Annotated in this window: 13 protein-coding genes; 8 read left to right on the top strand and 5 right to left on the bottom strand. The window is 63.3% G+C overall.

Features of this window, described 5'->3' with window-relative positions:
* Positions 1-103 precede the first annotated feature (103 nt).
* The 3 genes from AC56QP_RS26590 to AC56QP_RS26580 are packed head-to-tail and all read left to right on the top strand — an operon-like array spanning position 104 to position 3,842.
* Positions 104-1,720 carry a GMC family oxidoreductase gene (locus AC56QP_RS26590; protein ID WP_489862773.1) on the top strand — a complete coding sequence of 539 codons (1,617 nt, stop codon included), beginning with the start codon at positions 104-106 and terminating at the stop codon, positions 1,718-1,720.
* A complete protein-coding gene (locus AC56QP_RS26585) occupies positions 1,717-2,928 on the top strand; it encodes a mandelate racemase/muconate lactonizing enzyme family protein (RefSeq protein WP_489862774.1) in 1,212 nt (403 codons plus the stop codon). The genes AC56QP_RS26590 and AC56QP_RS26585 overlap by 4 nt, the downstream gene beginning before the upstream one ends.
* Positions 2,925-3,842: an NAD(P)-dependent oxidoreductase gene (locus AC56QP_RS26580; protein WP_489862775.1), complete on the top strand. Its 918-nt coding sequence runs from the start codon at positions 2,925-2,927 to the stop codon at positions 3,840-3,842. The genes AC56QP_RS26585 and AC56QP_RS26580 overlap by 4 nt, the downstream gene beginning before the upstream one ends.
* Positions 3,843-3,934: 92 nt before the next feature.
* On the opposite strand, the gene AC56QP_RS26575 is transcribed toward AC56QP_RS26580, so the two are convergent.
* The gene (locus AC56QP_RS26575; protein ID WP_489863512.1) at positions 3,935-4,873 is read right to left on the bottom strand and encodes a diacylglycerol/lipid kinase family protein; all 939 of its coding nucleotides are present in this window, start codon (positions 4,871-4,873) and stop codon (positions 3,935-3,937) included.
* Positions 4,874-5,550: 677 nt separating this feature from the next.
* Between AC56QP_RS26575 and AC56QP_RS26570 the strand changes: the two genes are divergently transcribed.
* From AC56QP_RS26570 to AC56QP_RS26555, 4 genes are all read left to right on the top strand, one after another.
* Positions 5,551-5,985 carry a hypothetical protein gene (locus tag AC56QP_RS26570; RefSeq protein WP_091579209.1) on the top strand — a complete coding sequence of 145 codons (435 nt, stop codon included), beginning with the start codon at positions 5,551-5,553 and terminating at the stop codon, positions 5,983-5,985.
* Positions 5,986-5,991: 6 nt separating this feature from the next.
* A complete protein-coding gene (locus AC56QP_RS26565; RefSeq protein ID WP_489862776.1) occupies positions 5,992-7,122 on the top strand; it encodes a hypothetical protein in 1,131 nt (376 codons plus the stop codon).
* Positions 7,123-7,137: 15 nt separating this feature from the next.
* Positions 7,138-8,136: an alpha/beta fold hydrolase gene (locus tag AC56QP_RS26560; RefSeq protein WP_497108999.1), complete on the top strand. Its 999-nt coding sequence runs from the start codon at positions 7,138-7,140 to the stop codon at positions 8,134-8,136.
* A 189-nt stretch (positions 8,137-8,325) separates the two neighbouring features.
* A complete protein-coding gene (locus AC56QP_RS26555) occupies positions 8,326-8,847 on the top strand; it encodes a hypothetical protein (protein ID WP_091579200.1) in 522 nt (173 codons plus the stop codon).
* A 98-nt stretch (positions 8,848-8,945) separates the two neighbouring features.
* Here AC56QP_RS26555 and AC56QP_RS26550 read toward each other — a convergent pair whose 3' ends face one another.
* The 3 genes from AC56QP_RS26550 to AC56QP_RS26540 form a co-directional block, all read right to left on the bottom strand.
* On the bottom strand, positions 8,946-9,569 hold the full coding sequence (locus tag AC56QP_RS26550; protein WP_489862778.1) for a hypothetical protein: 624 nt from the start codon (positions 9,567-9,569) through the stop codon (positions 8,946-8,948).
* Positions 9,570-9,585: 16 nt separating this feature from the next.
* The gene (locus tag AC56QP_RS26545) at positions 9,586-11,208 is read right to left on the bottom strand and encodes an FAD-binding oxidoreductase (protein WP_489862779.1); all 1,623 of its coding nucleotides are present in this window, start codon (positions 11,206-11,208) and stop codon (positions 9,586-9,588) included.
* A 288-nt stretch (positions 11,209-11,496) separates the two neighbouring features.
* The gene (locus tag AC56QP_RS26540; RefSeq protein ID WP_489862780.1) at positions 11,497-11,739 is read right to left on the bottom strand and encodes a DUF1344 domain-containing protein; all 243 of its coding nucleotides are present in this window, start codon (positions 11,737-11,739) and stop codon (positions 11,497-11,499) included.
* 333 nt (positions 11,740-12,072) lie between these two features.
* On the opposite strand from AC56QP_RS26540, the gene AC56QP_RS26535 reads away from it, so the two are divergent.
* Positions 12,073-12,678 (top strand): YegJ family protein, encoded by a 606-nt coding sequence (locus tag AC56QP_RS26535; protein WP_497100981.1) that lies wholly within the window; start codon positions 12,073-12,075, stop codon positions 12,676-12,678.
* Positions 12,679-12,694: 16 nt separating this feature from the next.
* Here the strand turns inward: AC56QP_RS26535 and AC56QP_RS26530 are convergent, their stop codons facing one another.
* The gene (locus AC56QP_RS26530) at positions 12,695-13,666 is read right to left on the bottom strand and encodes a hypothetical protein (protein WP_489862782.1); all 972 of its coding nucleotides are present in this window, start codon (positions 13,664-13,666) and stop codon (positions 12,695-12,697) included.
* Positions 13,667-13,674 lie beyond the last annotated feature (8 nt).

Raw genomic sequence — 13,674 nt, 5'->3', positions numbered from 1 at the left:
CTTCGCGGTCGCTTTTTTCACAACCCATGCCGGAAGGCCCGGCGACTTGGCGCGCCCGCCGCGTCTAGGCTGCGGCCAGATTTCCGGAGCCGCCTCATCCATCATGCAGACCTATGATTTCATCATCGTCGGCTCCGGCTCGGCCGGCTCGGTTCTGGCCGAAAGACTGTCAGCCTCGGGCCGCTTCTCGGTGCTGGTGCTGGAGGCCGGTGGCACTGACCGCCGCTTCTATGTCCAGATGCCGCTTGGCTACGGCAAGACCTTCTTCGACCCGGCCGTCAACTGGAACTACAAGACCGAGCCGGACCCGGGCCTTGGCGGCAATGTCGATCATTGGCCGCGCGGCAAGCTGCTTGGCGGTTCGAGCTCGATCAATGCCATGGTCTGGATCAGGGGCGCACGCGAGGATTTCGACGACTGGCGGAACGCCGGCAATCCCGGCTGGGGTTTTGACGATCTCCTGCCCGCCTTCAAGGCGCTGGAGGACAACGAGGCCGGCGCCGACAAATGGCGTGGCGTCGGCGGCCCCCTGCACATCACCGACTGCACGAATGCCGTCCATCCCTTGACCAGGCGCTATCTCGCCGCCGGCCGGCAGGCCGGGCTGCCGCTCAACCCCGATTTCAATGGTGCTGCCCAGGAAGGCGTCGGCACCTACCAGATCTCAACCAAGAACGGCCGCCGTATGTCGGCCGCACGCGCCTTCCTGCGCCCGGCGATGAAGCGCGGCAATGTCCGCGTCGAGACCGGTGCGCTGGCAACCCGCATCCTGTTCGACGGCAAGCGCGCCGTCGGCATCGAGTATCTCCAGAATGGCGAGACGAAAACCGCCCGCGCCGGCCGCGAGGTCATCCTTTCCGGTGGCTCGATCAATTCGCCGCAACTGCTGCAGCTCTCCGGCATCGGTCCCTTGGCGCTGCTGAACAACCTCGGCATTCCCGTCATCCACGCCAACGAGAATGTCGGCGCGCATCTGCAGGACCATGTCGGCATCAACTACACGTTCAAGGGCAGGCTGCCGACGCTCAACCAGATCCTGCGCCCCTGGTGGGGCAAGTTGCTTGTCGGCATGCGGTACATCCTCACCCGCTCCGGCCCGCTGTCGCTGTCGATGAACCATGGCGGCGGCTTCTTCCGCACCGACCCGGCGTTTTCGCGGCCCAACATGCAGCTCTATTTCCAGGCATTCTCGACCGTCATTCCCAAAAGCGGCGAGCGCCCCATCCTGACCCCCGACCCATGGCCGGGCTTCTCCATCGGCCTGTCCAACTGCCGCCCGTCGAGCCGTGGCGAGATCATGATCCGTTCCAGCAACCCGCTGGATTATCCCAAGATCGTCGCCAATGCCTATTCGACCAATGCCGATGTCGAGGAGATGCTGGCGGCGGTGAAGTTCGTGCGCAAGATCGCTTCGATGCCCGCCATGGCCGAGATCATCGAGGAAGAGGTTTTGCCCGGCCCGTCGATCCAATCAGACGCGGACCTGATCACCGATTTCAGAAAACGCTCCGGCACCGTCTATCATCCGGTCTCGACCTGCCGCATGGGGCCGGACGCGTCGCGCGCCGTCGTCGACCCGCGTCTGAAAGTGCACGGGCTCGAAGGCCTGCGCGTCATCGACGCCTCGATCTTTCCCGACAACATCACCGGCAACACCAACGCCGCCTCGGTCATGACCGGTTGGAAGGGCGCCGAACTGGTTCTGGAGGACCAAAAATGAAAATCACCGACGTCAAGACCTGGGTTGTCGGCAACCCGCCGCCCGGCATCGGCGGCAAATATTTCATCTTCGTCAAGCTCACCACCGATGGCGGCGTTGTCGGCTATGGCGAGGCCTACAACGCCACCTTCTCCGCCCATGTCACCGCGAAGATGGTCGAGGACATGGCCGAACGCTATCTCGTCGGCCGCGATCCGCACGACATCGAGAATTTCTTCCGCCGCGCCTATTCATCCGGCTTCACCCAGCGCCCGGATGTTTCCGGCATGGGCTGCTTCTCGGCGCTGGAGATGGCCTGCTGGGACATCATCGGCAAGGAGGCCAACAAGCCGGTCTACAAACTGCTCGGCGGCCAGGTGCACGAGACGCTGCGCTCCTACACCTACCTCTATCCGCACACCGGCAGCGTCCATTCCGAGGATGCGCGCGGCAAGAACGTCTACAACGACCCCGACCTGGCCGCCGCCTGCGCGCTCGAATATGTCGAGCAGGGTTTCAACGCCATCAAGCTCGACCCGGCCGGCCCCTACACCGCCTTCGACGGCCATCAGCCGCGCCTTGTCGACATCGATCTCTCCACCCGCATGATCAAGGCGATCCGCGAGGCGGTCGGCACCAGGGCCGATATCCTGTTCGGCACGCACGGCCAGTTCACCGCATCGGGCGCGCTGCGCATGGCCCGCGCCATCGAGCCTTACGACCCGCTGTGGTTCGAGGAGCCGGTGCCGCCTGACATGCCCGAGGTGATGGCGCAGGTCGCCCGCGGCACGTCGATCCCGATCGCCACGGGAGAGCGGCTGACGACCAAGTTCGAATTCGCCCGTGTCATCGAGAACCGCGCCGCGACCATCCTGCAACCCGACCTCGGCCGCTCCGGCGGCATTCTGGAGACCAAGAAGATCGCCGCCATGGCCGAGGCCTACCACATCCAGATCGCCCCGCACTGCTATTGCGGGCCGATCGTCGGCGCCGCCAACATCCAGCTGGCGGTGACGCTGCCCAACTTCCTCATCCTGGAATCGCTGAAGCAGTGGGACGGCTTCCACGCCACGCTGCTCACCAAGAAGATCGAGTGGCAGGACGGCAATGTCATCCCGTCGAAGGAGCCCGGTCTCGGCGTCGAGCTCAACGAGGCGGTCTGCGACGCACATCCCTGGACCGGCAAGGACCTGCATTTGCAGATGATGCAGACGCCGTTGATGCCATGAGCGAAAGCTACGCCTTTATCGGTCTTGGCCATCTCGGCGGCCATCTTGCCGCCAGCCTGATCCGCAACGGCTTTGCCGTCACCGTCTTCGATCGCGATCCTGCAGCCGCCGGGCGCCTGGTGGCGCTCGGCGCCACCGCCGCGAACAGCCCGGCCGAGGCCGCGGCGCGGGCCGGCAATGCCATCACGTGCCTGCCCTCGCCGAAGGTTAGCGAAACGGTTCTGGCTGGCCCCGGCGGGTTGCTCGAAGGCCTGCCCACGGGTGGCACCTGGATCGAGATGTCGACCAATGGTCGCGACGAGATCGTGCGGCTGGCAGCGCTCGCCTCGGCCAGGGGTATCGAGACACTGGAATGCCCGGTCACCGGCGGCGTGCATCTGGCGGCGGTGGGAAAGATCACCGCGCTGGTCGGCGGCGATGCGGCGCTCTACGCACGTCATCGTCCGGCGATCGAGGCGATGTGCGCGAAGTCGTTTCTGATGGGGCCGATCGGCTCGGCGGCGGTGATCAAGGTGATCACCAACATGCTTGCCTTCATCCATCTCGTCGCCGCCGGCGAGGCGCTGATGCTGGCCAAGCAGGGTGGGCTCGACCTCGCCCAGTCCTACCACGCCATCGTCGCCTCCTCCGGCAACAGCTTCGTCCACGAGACCGAGAGCCAGCTTATTCTCAACGGTTCCTACGACATCGGCTTCACCATGGACCTGGCGCTGAAGGACCTCGGCTTCGCGCTTGGCATGGGCAAGGATTTCGGCGTGCCGCTCGACCTGGCATCGCGCGTCAACGCTATTTTTGAGCAAGGCAGGGAAGCCTATGGGGGCGGCGCCTGGTCGACCCAGATCGTCAAATTGCTCGAGGACGCCGTCGGCACCGATCTGCGCGCGCCCGGTTTCCCGGCCAAGCTGGAAATTTGAAGCCTGGCAAAACCTCAAGCAATTTCAAGGCATTGAATGCTTGGCCGGAATCAAGGCCGGAGCGACCTGATTCAACGCCTCAACCGCTTGATTCAATATCTGAGCGTCAGCGCGCCGGGCAGGATCTCGAAGGTCGCGGGTATACGCCCTGGCGACTCACCGTCTATGTCGACCAGCGCGCCGTTCTTTTCCACATCGCCGAGCGGTTCGACAACCACTTTCTTGCCGCGCAGGATGGTAATCGCCGGATGGTTGCGGTGCCGGCCGCCATAGAGCAGGCGGATGTCCCAGATCAGCTTCAGCTTGCCGGCCGCACGCAGGATGACGATGTCGAACTGCCCGTCGGTGAGTTCGGCGTCGGGCGCGATCATCATGCCCCCGCCGAAGAACTTGCCGTTGGCCACCGCCACCAGCGCCATGCGCGCTTCGACCGGAGTGCCGTCGTCGATGGTGATCCTGACATCCTGGAACCGGTAGCGGATGAACTCGACCACGGTGCGCCAGAAAAACAGCGCCTTGGCCGACACCCTGCCCTTGCGCTTGTCGGCATTGACCGCGCGGTCGGTGGCGCCGGAAAGCCCCAGGCTGGCGATGTTGATGAAATGGCGGCTGGCCAGCGCGCCATGGTCGTCGATGTAGCAGATGCGTCCGGCATCGACCTTGCGCCCCTTCGCCTCGGCGATCCGCTTCAGCGTCGCGTCCACCTCCTTCGGCAGGCCGAGCCCACGCGCGAAATCGATGCCGGTGCCGCAAGGAAGCAGGCCAAGCTCGGTCGTCCTGCCGCTTTCCCGCGACGCCTGCAGCAGCCCGTCGGCCACCTCGCTGGCCGTGCCATCGCCGCCGGCCGCGATCACCAGATCGAAACCAGTTGCCGCGAGATCGATTGCCAGCCTCTCGGCATCGCCCTCGGCTTGCGTTTCACGCAACTCGAAATCGCCGAAATGCTTTTTCAGCGAAGCGGCGACCTCCGGCCAATGTCGTTTCAGCCAGCCGCCACCGGCAATCGGATTGAGAACCACCCCGACTTTCAATACACCCTCCCCGGCGCCGAGCATGTAGCCCGATCCTTTGCCGGCATTGAAGCCCGCGCCCGCCAGCGGAGCAAGGGGCGAAACGCGCTGTCCCTATTTTCGCCGTGACCGGCAAATGTCCGCGATGATCCCCGATAATCCCGTTATCCACAGGCACGGGACCATTCCCCAGAACCCTTAAATCCCCCTACATTGAACCCATCTCAGGCGGCTGCCGATCGCCCAACCGAAAGGCAGAGCGAAAGCGGACTTCCTGAGGCCCGTACGGCCCGAAGCGAGAGCAGGCTTGCCTGTTTCTAGGGACGGAGCCGAGACCTACGGGGCCGCGGAAAGCGTGCCAACGCCGACGGCGGACCGATGCTGCCATGAAGGACGGCAAAAACCTTCGATGGCGCGCAGGGCGAAGCCCGCAAGGGTGGAGACCGGCGTGGTCCGGAACGGACGCTGCCCTCGGGTGGCGGCTGGCAGGACCGTCAAAATCAAGGCCGGCAAGGCGCGACGACTTTGCGGAAGTTGCTGCCGTGACCGTGTCCTGATCTGACAGGGAGGCGCTGGGAGAAATCCCGGCGCCGACTGTCTTTTGGCTATCCCCCACAATCTTTACGGTGTTTCCGGTTGGGGCTGCAACCGGCGGCAAAATAAGCTAACGTTCATCGTTACTTGAAGGGGGATACTTCATGACGTTGATCCAGAAGCTCGCCGTTGCCTATGCCTTCCTGTTCTTCGGCGTCGTCGCCATCGGCTACATACCGGCGTTCAACGACGCCAACGGCAATCTGTTCGGGCTGTTCTCGCTGCAATGGTATGACGACCTGCTGCATGCCTTCTCCGGCGTCTGGGCGCTCGCCGCTGCCTTCATCTCGCACCGCCAGGCGGTGTTCTATTTCAAGCTGTTTGGCTCGGTCTATCTGTTCGACGGCGTGCTAGGGCTGGTCACCGGTTCCGGCTGCCTCGATGCCGGCATCTTCATCAACGGCTTCCGTTCCCTCAACGACATCGAATTCCCGGCGCGTTTCTTCGCCAACCTGCCGCACATTGTCATCGGCGGCTTCGCCGTCTATGTCGGCTTCTGGCTGTCGAAGCGCATACACGACCACTTCGCCACGGCCTGACCGGCCATGTTCCTGTTCCGCTGGCTGAAGCGCATCATCAAGACGATCCTCTGGCTGATCGTCATCGTCATCCTGATCCCGATCGCCGGGCTGGCCTATGGTTTCCTGACAACGCCGTCGCTGGATACCACGCCCTTGCCCGGTATCGCCGATGGCGCGCCGCCCAAGGTGCTGGCCGACAAGGTCCGCGCCGAGATTCCCGGCTACCAGCGGCCGGAGGAATCGACCTTCCTCACCTACCCGGAATGGGCGATCGTCTATGCCGCGCGCGAATATGCCGGCTTCGTCGACAAGAACCAGCCGAGCGGCTTTCCCTACTGGTCCTATGTCGGCCGCTTCTGGCAGGACTACGCGACGGTGATCCGCGCCAGCTCTTCCTACAAGTTCAATTTGGCCAACCACCAGATGCTGGTCGTCATCGGCACCAGCCATTCGATCGAGCACATATTGCAGTGGGCCTATGAGAACACGGTTGGCCGCATCACCGAAGCGACCGCCAGCAAGCGCACCGCCGCCGATATCTACCAGGCCAAGGTGGCGGCCGACTATGCCGCCTTCCTCGATCAGGTGCCATGGTATCAGTTTCCCTATGCCGAGAAGCGCGCCGGCCTGTTTGCCGTGCAGCCGGCGCCGGGCGACAGCTCCATCCGCACCAGCGAACGCAAGCTGGCCTTCGGCCTCGCCGACACCATCAAGCAGGGCTATGCCGACCTGATCACTAAGGCGCTTGCCGCCACCTCCGACCCGGCCTTCCTCGACATCCATGTCTGGGCCAAGGGGCCGGTCGGTGAAGCGACGCGCAACGAGCCCGATACCTTGCTCGAACGGGACCTCGGCGCTGACGGCACCATCTTCCTTACCAAGCGCTACCAGGTGTTTACCGAGATGATCCCGCGCCTGATCGACAAGGGCGTGTCCTTCGTCGAGATCGGCGGCAATGACGAAATCATGGTCACCGTGCTCTCCACCGACTCGATCGCTGTCCCCGAAGGCATGCGCATCCTGTTCAGCTACCCCCTGCCGGCCGACCCTTCGACGCGTCGCACCGGCATGACCGTCGCCGTGCGCAAGCTGCATCTGGTGCTGCCGGCGCTGATCAAGTCGGGCGCCAGGCTCGAACACGTCTATGACTATTGAGACGATAGCCCGGCCATGCGTCGACTGATCCGGATCTTCGGCTGGCTGGCGCTCACGCTGGTCGTGCTCATTGTGGTCACGCTGGTCGGCTTTCGCGGTGCGGCTGCACTGCGAGAGAACCTGTCGCCCGAGGAGGCAGCCCCGGCGGGAGCGCTGTTTGCCACGGTCGACGGGCTGAAGATGCACTATCAGGTCTGGGGCCCGCAGGACGGACCGCCACTGCTTCTGTTCCACGGCACCGCCTCCTGGGCCGAGACCTATCGTGACATCGCAATGCCATTGGGAGAACAGGGCTTTCGCGTGATCGCCGTCGACATGCCGCCCTTTGGCTATTCGGAAAGACCGGCCGATCAGGATTATTCGCGCGCCGCCCACGCAAGACGCGTCCTCGGTTTTGCCGACGCGCTCGGCCTTCGCCATTTCAGCGTCGGCGTCCACTCCTATGGCGGCGGTGGAGTGATCGAAGCCGCCTTCTCCGCCCCCTCTCGCATCGACTCGCTGATCCTGCTCGACGTGGCACTTGGCCTTGGCCAGACCGAGGCGCCGGCCTTTCCATTCGCATCTTTCCTCGACAGGGAGTGGCCACGCCAGTTGCTGACCGCCGCGACCTTCACCAATCCGCTGATGACCGGCACCGGTTTGCGCCGGTTTATTGAAAACGACGATCTGGTCACCGCGGAGCGCATAGCAATCTACACGCGCCCCCTGAACGTCAAAGGCACCACCGATGCCGTTGGCCATTGGCTGTTCAGCGGCCTCTTCAACGACGAGCGAAAATCGCTTGCCGCCGACCCGGCGAACTATCGCATCTTCGCGCCGCCTGTTCTCGTCATCTGGGGACGAGACGATCTGACCACGCCTCTCAAACAGGGTGAAGAAATCGCCTCGCTGTTTCCGCACGCCGAAATGGCCGTTCTCGATGGCGTCAACCACATCCCGCAGATCGAACGCCCGCAAGACGTGGTGCGGCTGATCGCGAATTTCCTCAAACAGACCTCGCCGACCGCCCGATAGGCGGCCGTTCGGCGTGCCGCCATGGTCATTCCACAATCGCGGCCAAATCCCGCCTTGTTCGCGCGCGATGGATGGTTGCATGTCGCCCAAAAGCACACCCACGGGTTCTACCTTGGGGTGGAAACCGGTTTCGGGACCTCGACATGCACGTAGATGGGCTGCCGGCAGGCATCTCGAAGGGACAAGACCGTGATCAAGACCGCCCTTGTCGCCATGACCATCGTTGGTTGCGACTGCGACGCCAAGCTCTGCGAATATATCGGCGAGACGCCGGCCAAGTGGTCGACCATCGCCGAGTGCGAAGCGGCGATGAAAAGCCAGATGCTGCACGAGCGCAATTTCAACTATCCGCTCGTCTCCGGCATCTGCCGCGCGAAAGGCTCGTCGTCCTCCTCGCAACTGGCCGCGGCCGCGTCGCGCCCGGAACTGAAGCCCGTCAGCAGGGTCGTTAAGATCGAAAGCCCGCTGCCGCCGGAATTGAGCCACCGGCCGAGCGTCCCCGTCGGCTCGCCGGCGACGGCCATGGACGCGGCCGCCGCCCGGCCCGTCGCCTATGAACAGGTGGTCGATGGTGGAACCGGCGTGCTCTACCGCACGAAAAACGGCTACGCCGTGGTCAAGACCGATCTTGGCCGCGCCGTGTCGGCAACCGCCGATATGGCGAAACGGTCGGCGAACTGGCTGGCTGGCCTGGTGCCGAGCAAGCTCTAAAAGGCATGTCTCCCAAGAATGGGCCCCGGTTTTGGGAGAACGACATGCATAAAACAAAGACCTGAAGCGCGGACGCGACGCGGTTCCGACGCCGACGTCTACGGCTTCAGCTTGAGGCTCTGCCAGAACTTGTCGATCAGCGGCTTTTCGGTGGCCGCGTCCTCACCGGCGACGCGCGTGATGAACAGCAGCCCCTGATCGGCGCGGCCGAAGCCGACGATCTCGAAATCGGCGGTGTCGGTGCGCGTCTTCACCTGGGCACGGATGCCGGTCAATTCCCTGCCGTCGGCGAGCTTGCGCGTCGTCGGCTCCTGCGTCAGCGCGGCACCGGCCTGCACCGATTCCTTGGTCATCTCCTGCAGCATCAGCTGGTTGAGCGAGACCGGGTTCATCTTGCCGTATTCCTGCACGACGACGATCGTGCCCAGCGCCGAGGCCATCAGATACTGCGTGATGTCTTCGCCGAGATCGGTCTTGGTCACCGAAATGTTGCTCGGATGGACGAAGGAGAAACTGCCGCCGGAAAAGGTGGCGAAGTCGTTGCGTTCGAGCGTGACCTTGCTCTTTTTGCCGCCGGGCAGCGTCACATCAGCGCTCTCGCCGGGATCGATGTCGACCGTCACCCCGTCGATGGTCAGCCTGAAAGCCTTGAGGTCCTCGGCCACGCCCGGTCCAGCGCACAGCGTGATGAGGGTGAGTGCCGCCGCTGATACCATGCGCATGGTTGTCTCCTGCCTGCTACGCCACCCCGCTCAGCGCCTTGATGGCACGGTAGAAGGTCGAGGAAAACAGTTCCGTCGGGTCATATTGCCGTTTCGCCGCCAGGAAGGCTGGCAGCTCGGGATAGGACGCCAGCAATTCCCTGGCCGTGTAATGCAGCTGATACGGCAGGAAGAAGCGTCCTCCATGCTTGATCGTCACGTCGATCAACGCCCGGGTCAGTGCCCGCATCCTGGCATTGCCGTCGGCATCGGTCGGCTGGTTGATGTAGAGCACCAGCGAATAGGCCGGCTCCGGCGCGTAGGTCAGCGCCACATCCTCCTTGTGGACGATGCGCACGGAGGCATTGAGCACCGGCAGGTCCTGGTTGCGCAGGATCTCGCGGGCTTCCGCGATGAACTCGACATAGGCGGCGCGCGGGATGAAATACTCGTGCAGGATGTCGGTCTCGTCCATCAGATCGTTGAACAGATACGGCACCGAATCGTGCATCGGGTTGTTGCGCGTGACGAGGCAGGCCTCGCCCTCGGCCATCGCCGCCGTGCGCGCCACCGTGCAGCTTTCAAATTTCGGCTCCAGCGTCTTTTCCGTGAACCATTTCAGTTCCTGGAACAGGCTGCCCTTCTTGGCGAGGTTCATGATCACCCGCTTCAGTCCGACGCCCTCCGGCTCGCCGATTTCAGGCTGATCAGCCGGCGGCTGCTCGGCCACCTTGTCGTAGCGGTAGACGATCATGTCCTCGAGGAAATTGCCCGGCGCCGTCGAGAGATGGCCATAGAACAGGCCGATATCCTTGTTCGGCTCCAGCACCTCGGCAAAGAATTTCGGGAAATCATCCGACTTGATGATCTCGCGCGAGGTCCGGTAGACGGCGTTCTCGACGATATCGAGCGTTGCCTCCAGCACCACGCCGAACAGGCCGTAGCCGCCGACGACATGGCGGAACAGGTCGCTGTTTTCGGTCGACGAGCACGTGGTCACCGAACCGTCGGCCAGCATCACCCGCATCGAGCGGATCGAGCCGGCCACCGAACCGGCCTGATGGTCCATGCCATGCGCGTTCACCGACAGCGAGCCGCCGACCGAGAAGATATCGGTCGACTGCATTGCCTTCACCGCGAAGCGCGGATGCAAAAGGTTCTGGATGTCGTGCCAGCGCGCGCCCGGCTGCAGGGTCATGGTCTTCGTCGCCGCGTCGACGCTGACCTTGTTGAACTTTCTGAGGTCGAGCACCAGCGCATTGTCGTCGAACGCATGCCCGCCCATCGAGTGACGGACAGCGGCCAGCGAGACTTTCAAGCCGTTGGCGCGCGCGAAGGCCAGCGCCTTGGCGATGTGGTCCTCCTCGCTGATCTCGACAACGCCATAGATCGGCGTCCTCGATAGCCCGCTGGCATCGTTGATGTCGCCACCCTTGGCCGACCACGGCAGCGAAGGATCAAAAGCCGGCGGGCTGGCGATCGGCTTCAGCGGCAAGGCGATGCCGTCGATATCGGCGATGCGTCCGGCATTCTTGGGTCCCGAAGGCCCGCGCGCCAGCCGCGCCATGGTGGTGCCGCCCCACAGCACCGCGCCGCCCACGACAGCCGCGCCGAGCAGCAGCCGTCGCGACAGGCGAAACCCTTTTTGTTCCTCGACCATGAAAATCCCCCGTTGGCCAAGGGATAGCGTGGCTTCTTGGTAAAAACCATAGCGGCGCGTGGCAGAGCCAAGGCGCGGTAATGGTGGGACTTCGACGTCACGGGGATAAATTCGAAGGATTGCGCCCCTCACCCTTACCCTCTCCCCGTGAAGCACGGGGAGAGGGGGTCACCGGCGTCGCGACTAGCTCTCTTCTCCCCGTCCTATACGGGGAGAAGGTGCCGGCAGGCGGATGAGGGGCAGCGCGGCGTTGACTGTTTCAGACAACGCCGGAACTCATGCTCGCGACTACGAAGCCTTCTTGATCGACGTCACCATGCCGGTCTTCTCATCGACCGTCACCGCCACCTTGGCGCCGACCTTCAGTTTCCCGATCGCCGCGTCCGGCGACAGCTGATAGATCTTGCCGTCGTCGAGGGTGATCGACTTGGTCGTCGGGTCGACGGCCTGGATGGTGCCCTGGACGGTCGCGGCATAGGCCGTGCCGAGGAAGGCGAGCAGAGCGACGGTGGTTGCGAGGGTCTTCTTCATGGGGTGCACTCCGTGCTGTTTCTATTTTCCGGGCCGCCGCCTTGGGGAACGACAGCACCGAACGAGCCGAGACTGGGCCGGAAAGCCTGCTGTCAGCAAATCACGTTGGATGAATTTTCGCAACGGAATCATAGGCTTAATTCCGCCACATTGACTGATGATCCGGCTTTCCCTGCCAACCGGGCAACCGTTTGTGACAGCGCTTTGCCCATGGAAAGAGTCTGTTGTCGGGCCTGTGCAGGCCGGCATGTGACCGTCGCAAGCCCGCCGCAATCCGCGTCGGCGGCATCACGAAACGGACTTCCGACTGTTCATCGGCACACATTTTGTTTCATGGATCCGCTCAACCCGGCGCTCCAAAGGGGGATGAAACTCGCGCTCCGGTTGCAAATTCGGAATGGATGCACGATGGTATCGACCATTGTGAAGGGGGGCCGTCATCCAATGAAACTTGCAGTCCGGACCATGATATCCCTGATGCTGGCGCTTGCTCCGGGATCTGCCGGCGCACAAGGCGCGGATCCAGGCGACGACAAAACGGTTATCTTTACTCCCGGCGATCCAGACATGGCGGCGGCGACCGCGCAGGCGCTCGCCAAGCTGGACGAATTCCTGGCATTGGCCGAAGCGCCGCCCTCCGGCACGGACAGGTTCAAATTGAAGGTCAAGGTGCGGGACGGGCACGTCACCGAACACTTCTGGGTCATACCGTTTCGTCGCACTGAATCCGGGTTTGTCGGCATATTGGCCAACGAGCCGGAGGAAGTGCACAACGTCGTCCTCGGCCAGGACATAGAATTCACCAGGGACGATATTTCCGACTGGGGATACAGACGCGACGGGCGGCAAGTCGGCAGCTTCACCGTCTGCGTGATGTTCAAGAGAATGTCGAAGGAAGACGCGGACACTATGCGCGACAAATACGGCTTCGATTGCTGATCATGTTCCGGCCGGACTAACCTGCCTCGTCCTTCGCGCCGATCTTGCGCACCAGCGCCGCCGTCGCCAGCATGGCGCCCATGTCCGATATCATCGGCGCGACATGCCTGGTGTAGTCGAGCGGCACCGAGATATCCGGTAGCTCGAAGAAATTCTTCGCCTGCGGCAGCAGCAGGAAACCGTCGCTGCCGTTGAGCCCGATGCGGGCCGGATCATCCGGCCAGGTTTCACCCAGCCATTTCAGCGCTTGCGCCAGCCGGCCATTCACCAGTGGCCGCGCCGCTTCGATGTTGTCGGTGCGGAATTCATAGGCGGCATCGAGCTCGGGAACGCCCGATGACAACTCCTGCATCCTGGTTGTGAACAAGCCGCGGAAGAAACCCATGACCGCGTTGGCCCGCCGCGCCGCCACCAGTATGCCCGGGAACGGCTCCACCGTCTCGAAGGCGACGATGACGCCCTTGAAGGTTGTCGCCCTGTTCTTGGTTGCCGCCCCGTCCCACAGGTCTGCCTCATAAAGCTCGAACGGAAAGCCGTCGTAGCGTCCGGATATGATGTCGTCGAAGCGGCTCATGGTGAAGCCGCCCACCGTCTCGCGCGGCAACCGGTCGAAGGAATTCGGCGTCACATCGTGCTGGTAGCGCATATCCCTGATGAAGCCGAAGATGATCGGCAGCAGCGTCTCGCGGAATGATTGCCGCAGCCGTGTCGCCGGCCTGATCGCCCGGAAATAAAGCAGGATCGAAGCCGCGAAGCCGACGAGATAGAGAAACACATGTGGCGTCGAGAACCATTGCTCGTTGGGATCGGCGACCTTGTTGAACAGCCAGGCGACCAGAACGACGAACGCCAGCACCAGGCCAACGAACAACGGCACCCGCCAGCGCACTTGCCGAACCGCCGAGGCTCTCGCCGCCTCGTAGATCTCGATGTCTTTCCGGATATTGGCGATGTCAGCTTCGCTTGGCATGAAATCCGCTGCTTCCATCGCCGCCC

It is taken from the genome of Mesorhizobium sp. RCAM 05104, assembly GCF_059683645.1.
The sequence above is the reverse complement of the archived record's forward strand: the minus strand, read 5'-3'. Positions and strand labels throughout refer to the sequence as shown.

Coding starts and splice junctions, on each gene's coding strand:
- AC56QP_RS26590 (WP_489862773.1), top strand. CDS start 104: ATGCAGACCTATGATTTCATCATCGTCGGCTCCGGCTCGGCCGGCTCG.
- AC56QP_RS26585 (WP_489862774.1), top strand. CDS start 1,717: ATGAAAATCACCGACGTCAAGACCTGGGTTGTCGGCAACCCGCCGCCC.
- AC56QP_RS26580 (WP_489862775.1), top strand. CDS start 2,925: ATGAGCGAAAGCTACGCCTTTATCGGTCTTGGCCATCTCGGCGGCCAT.
- AC56QP_RS26570 (WP_091579209.1), top strand. CDS start 5,551: ATGACGTTGATCCAGAAGCTCGCCGTTGCCTATGCCTTCCTGTTCTTC.
- AC56QP_RS26565 (WP_489862776.1), top strand. CDS start 5,992: ATGTTCCTGTTCCGCTGGCTGAAGCGCATCATCAAGACGATCCTCTGG.
- AC56QP_RS26560 (WP_497108999.1), top strand. CDS start 7,138: ATGCGTCGACTGATCCGGATCTTCGGCTGGCTGGCGCTCACGCTGGTC.
- AC56QP_RS26550 (WP_489862778.1), bottom strand. CDS start 9,569: ATGCGCATGGTATCAGCGGCGGCACTCACCCTCATCACGCTGTGCGCT.
- AC56QP_RS26545 (WP_489862779.1), bottom strand. CDS start 11,208: ATGGTCGAGGAACAAAAAGGGTTTCGCCTGTCGCGACGGCTGCTGCTC.
- AC56QP_RS26540 (WP_489862780.1), bottom strand. CDS start 11,739: ATGAAGAAGACCCTCGCAACCACCGTCGCTCTGCTCGCCTTCCTCGGC.
- AC56QP_RS26535 (WP_497100981.1), top strand. CDS start 12,073: ATGGATCCGCTCAACCCGGCGCTCCAAAGGGGGATGAAACTCGCGCTC.
- AC56QP_RS26530 (WP_489862782.1), bottom strand. CDS start 13,666: ATGGAAGCAGCGGATTTCATGCCAAGCGAAGCTGACATCGCCAATATC.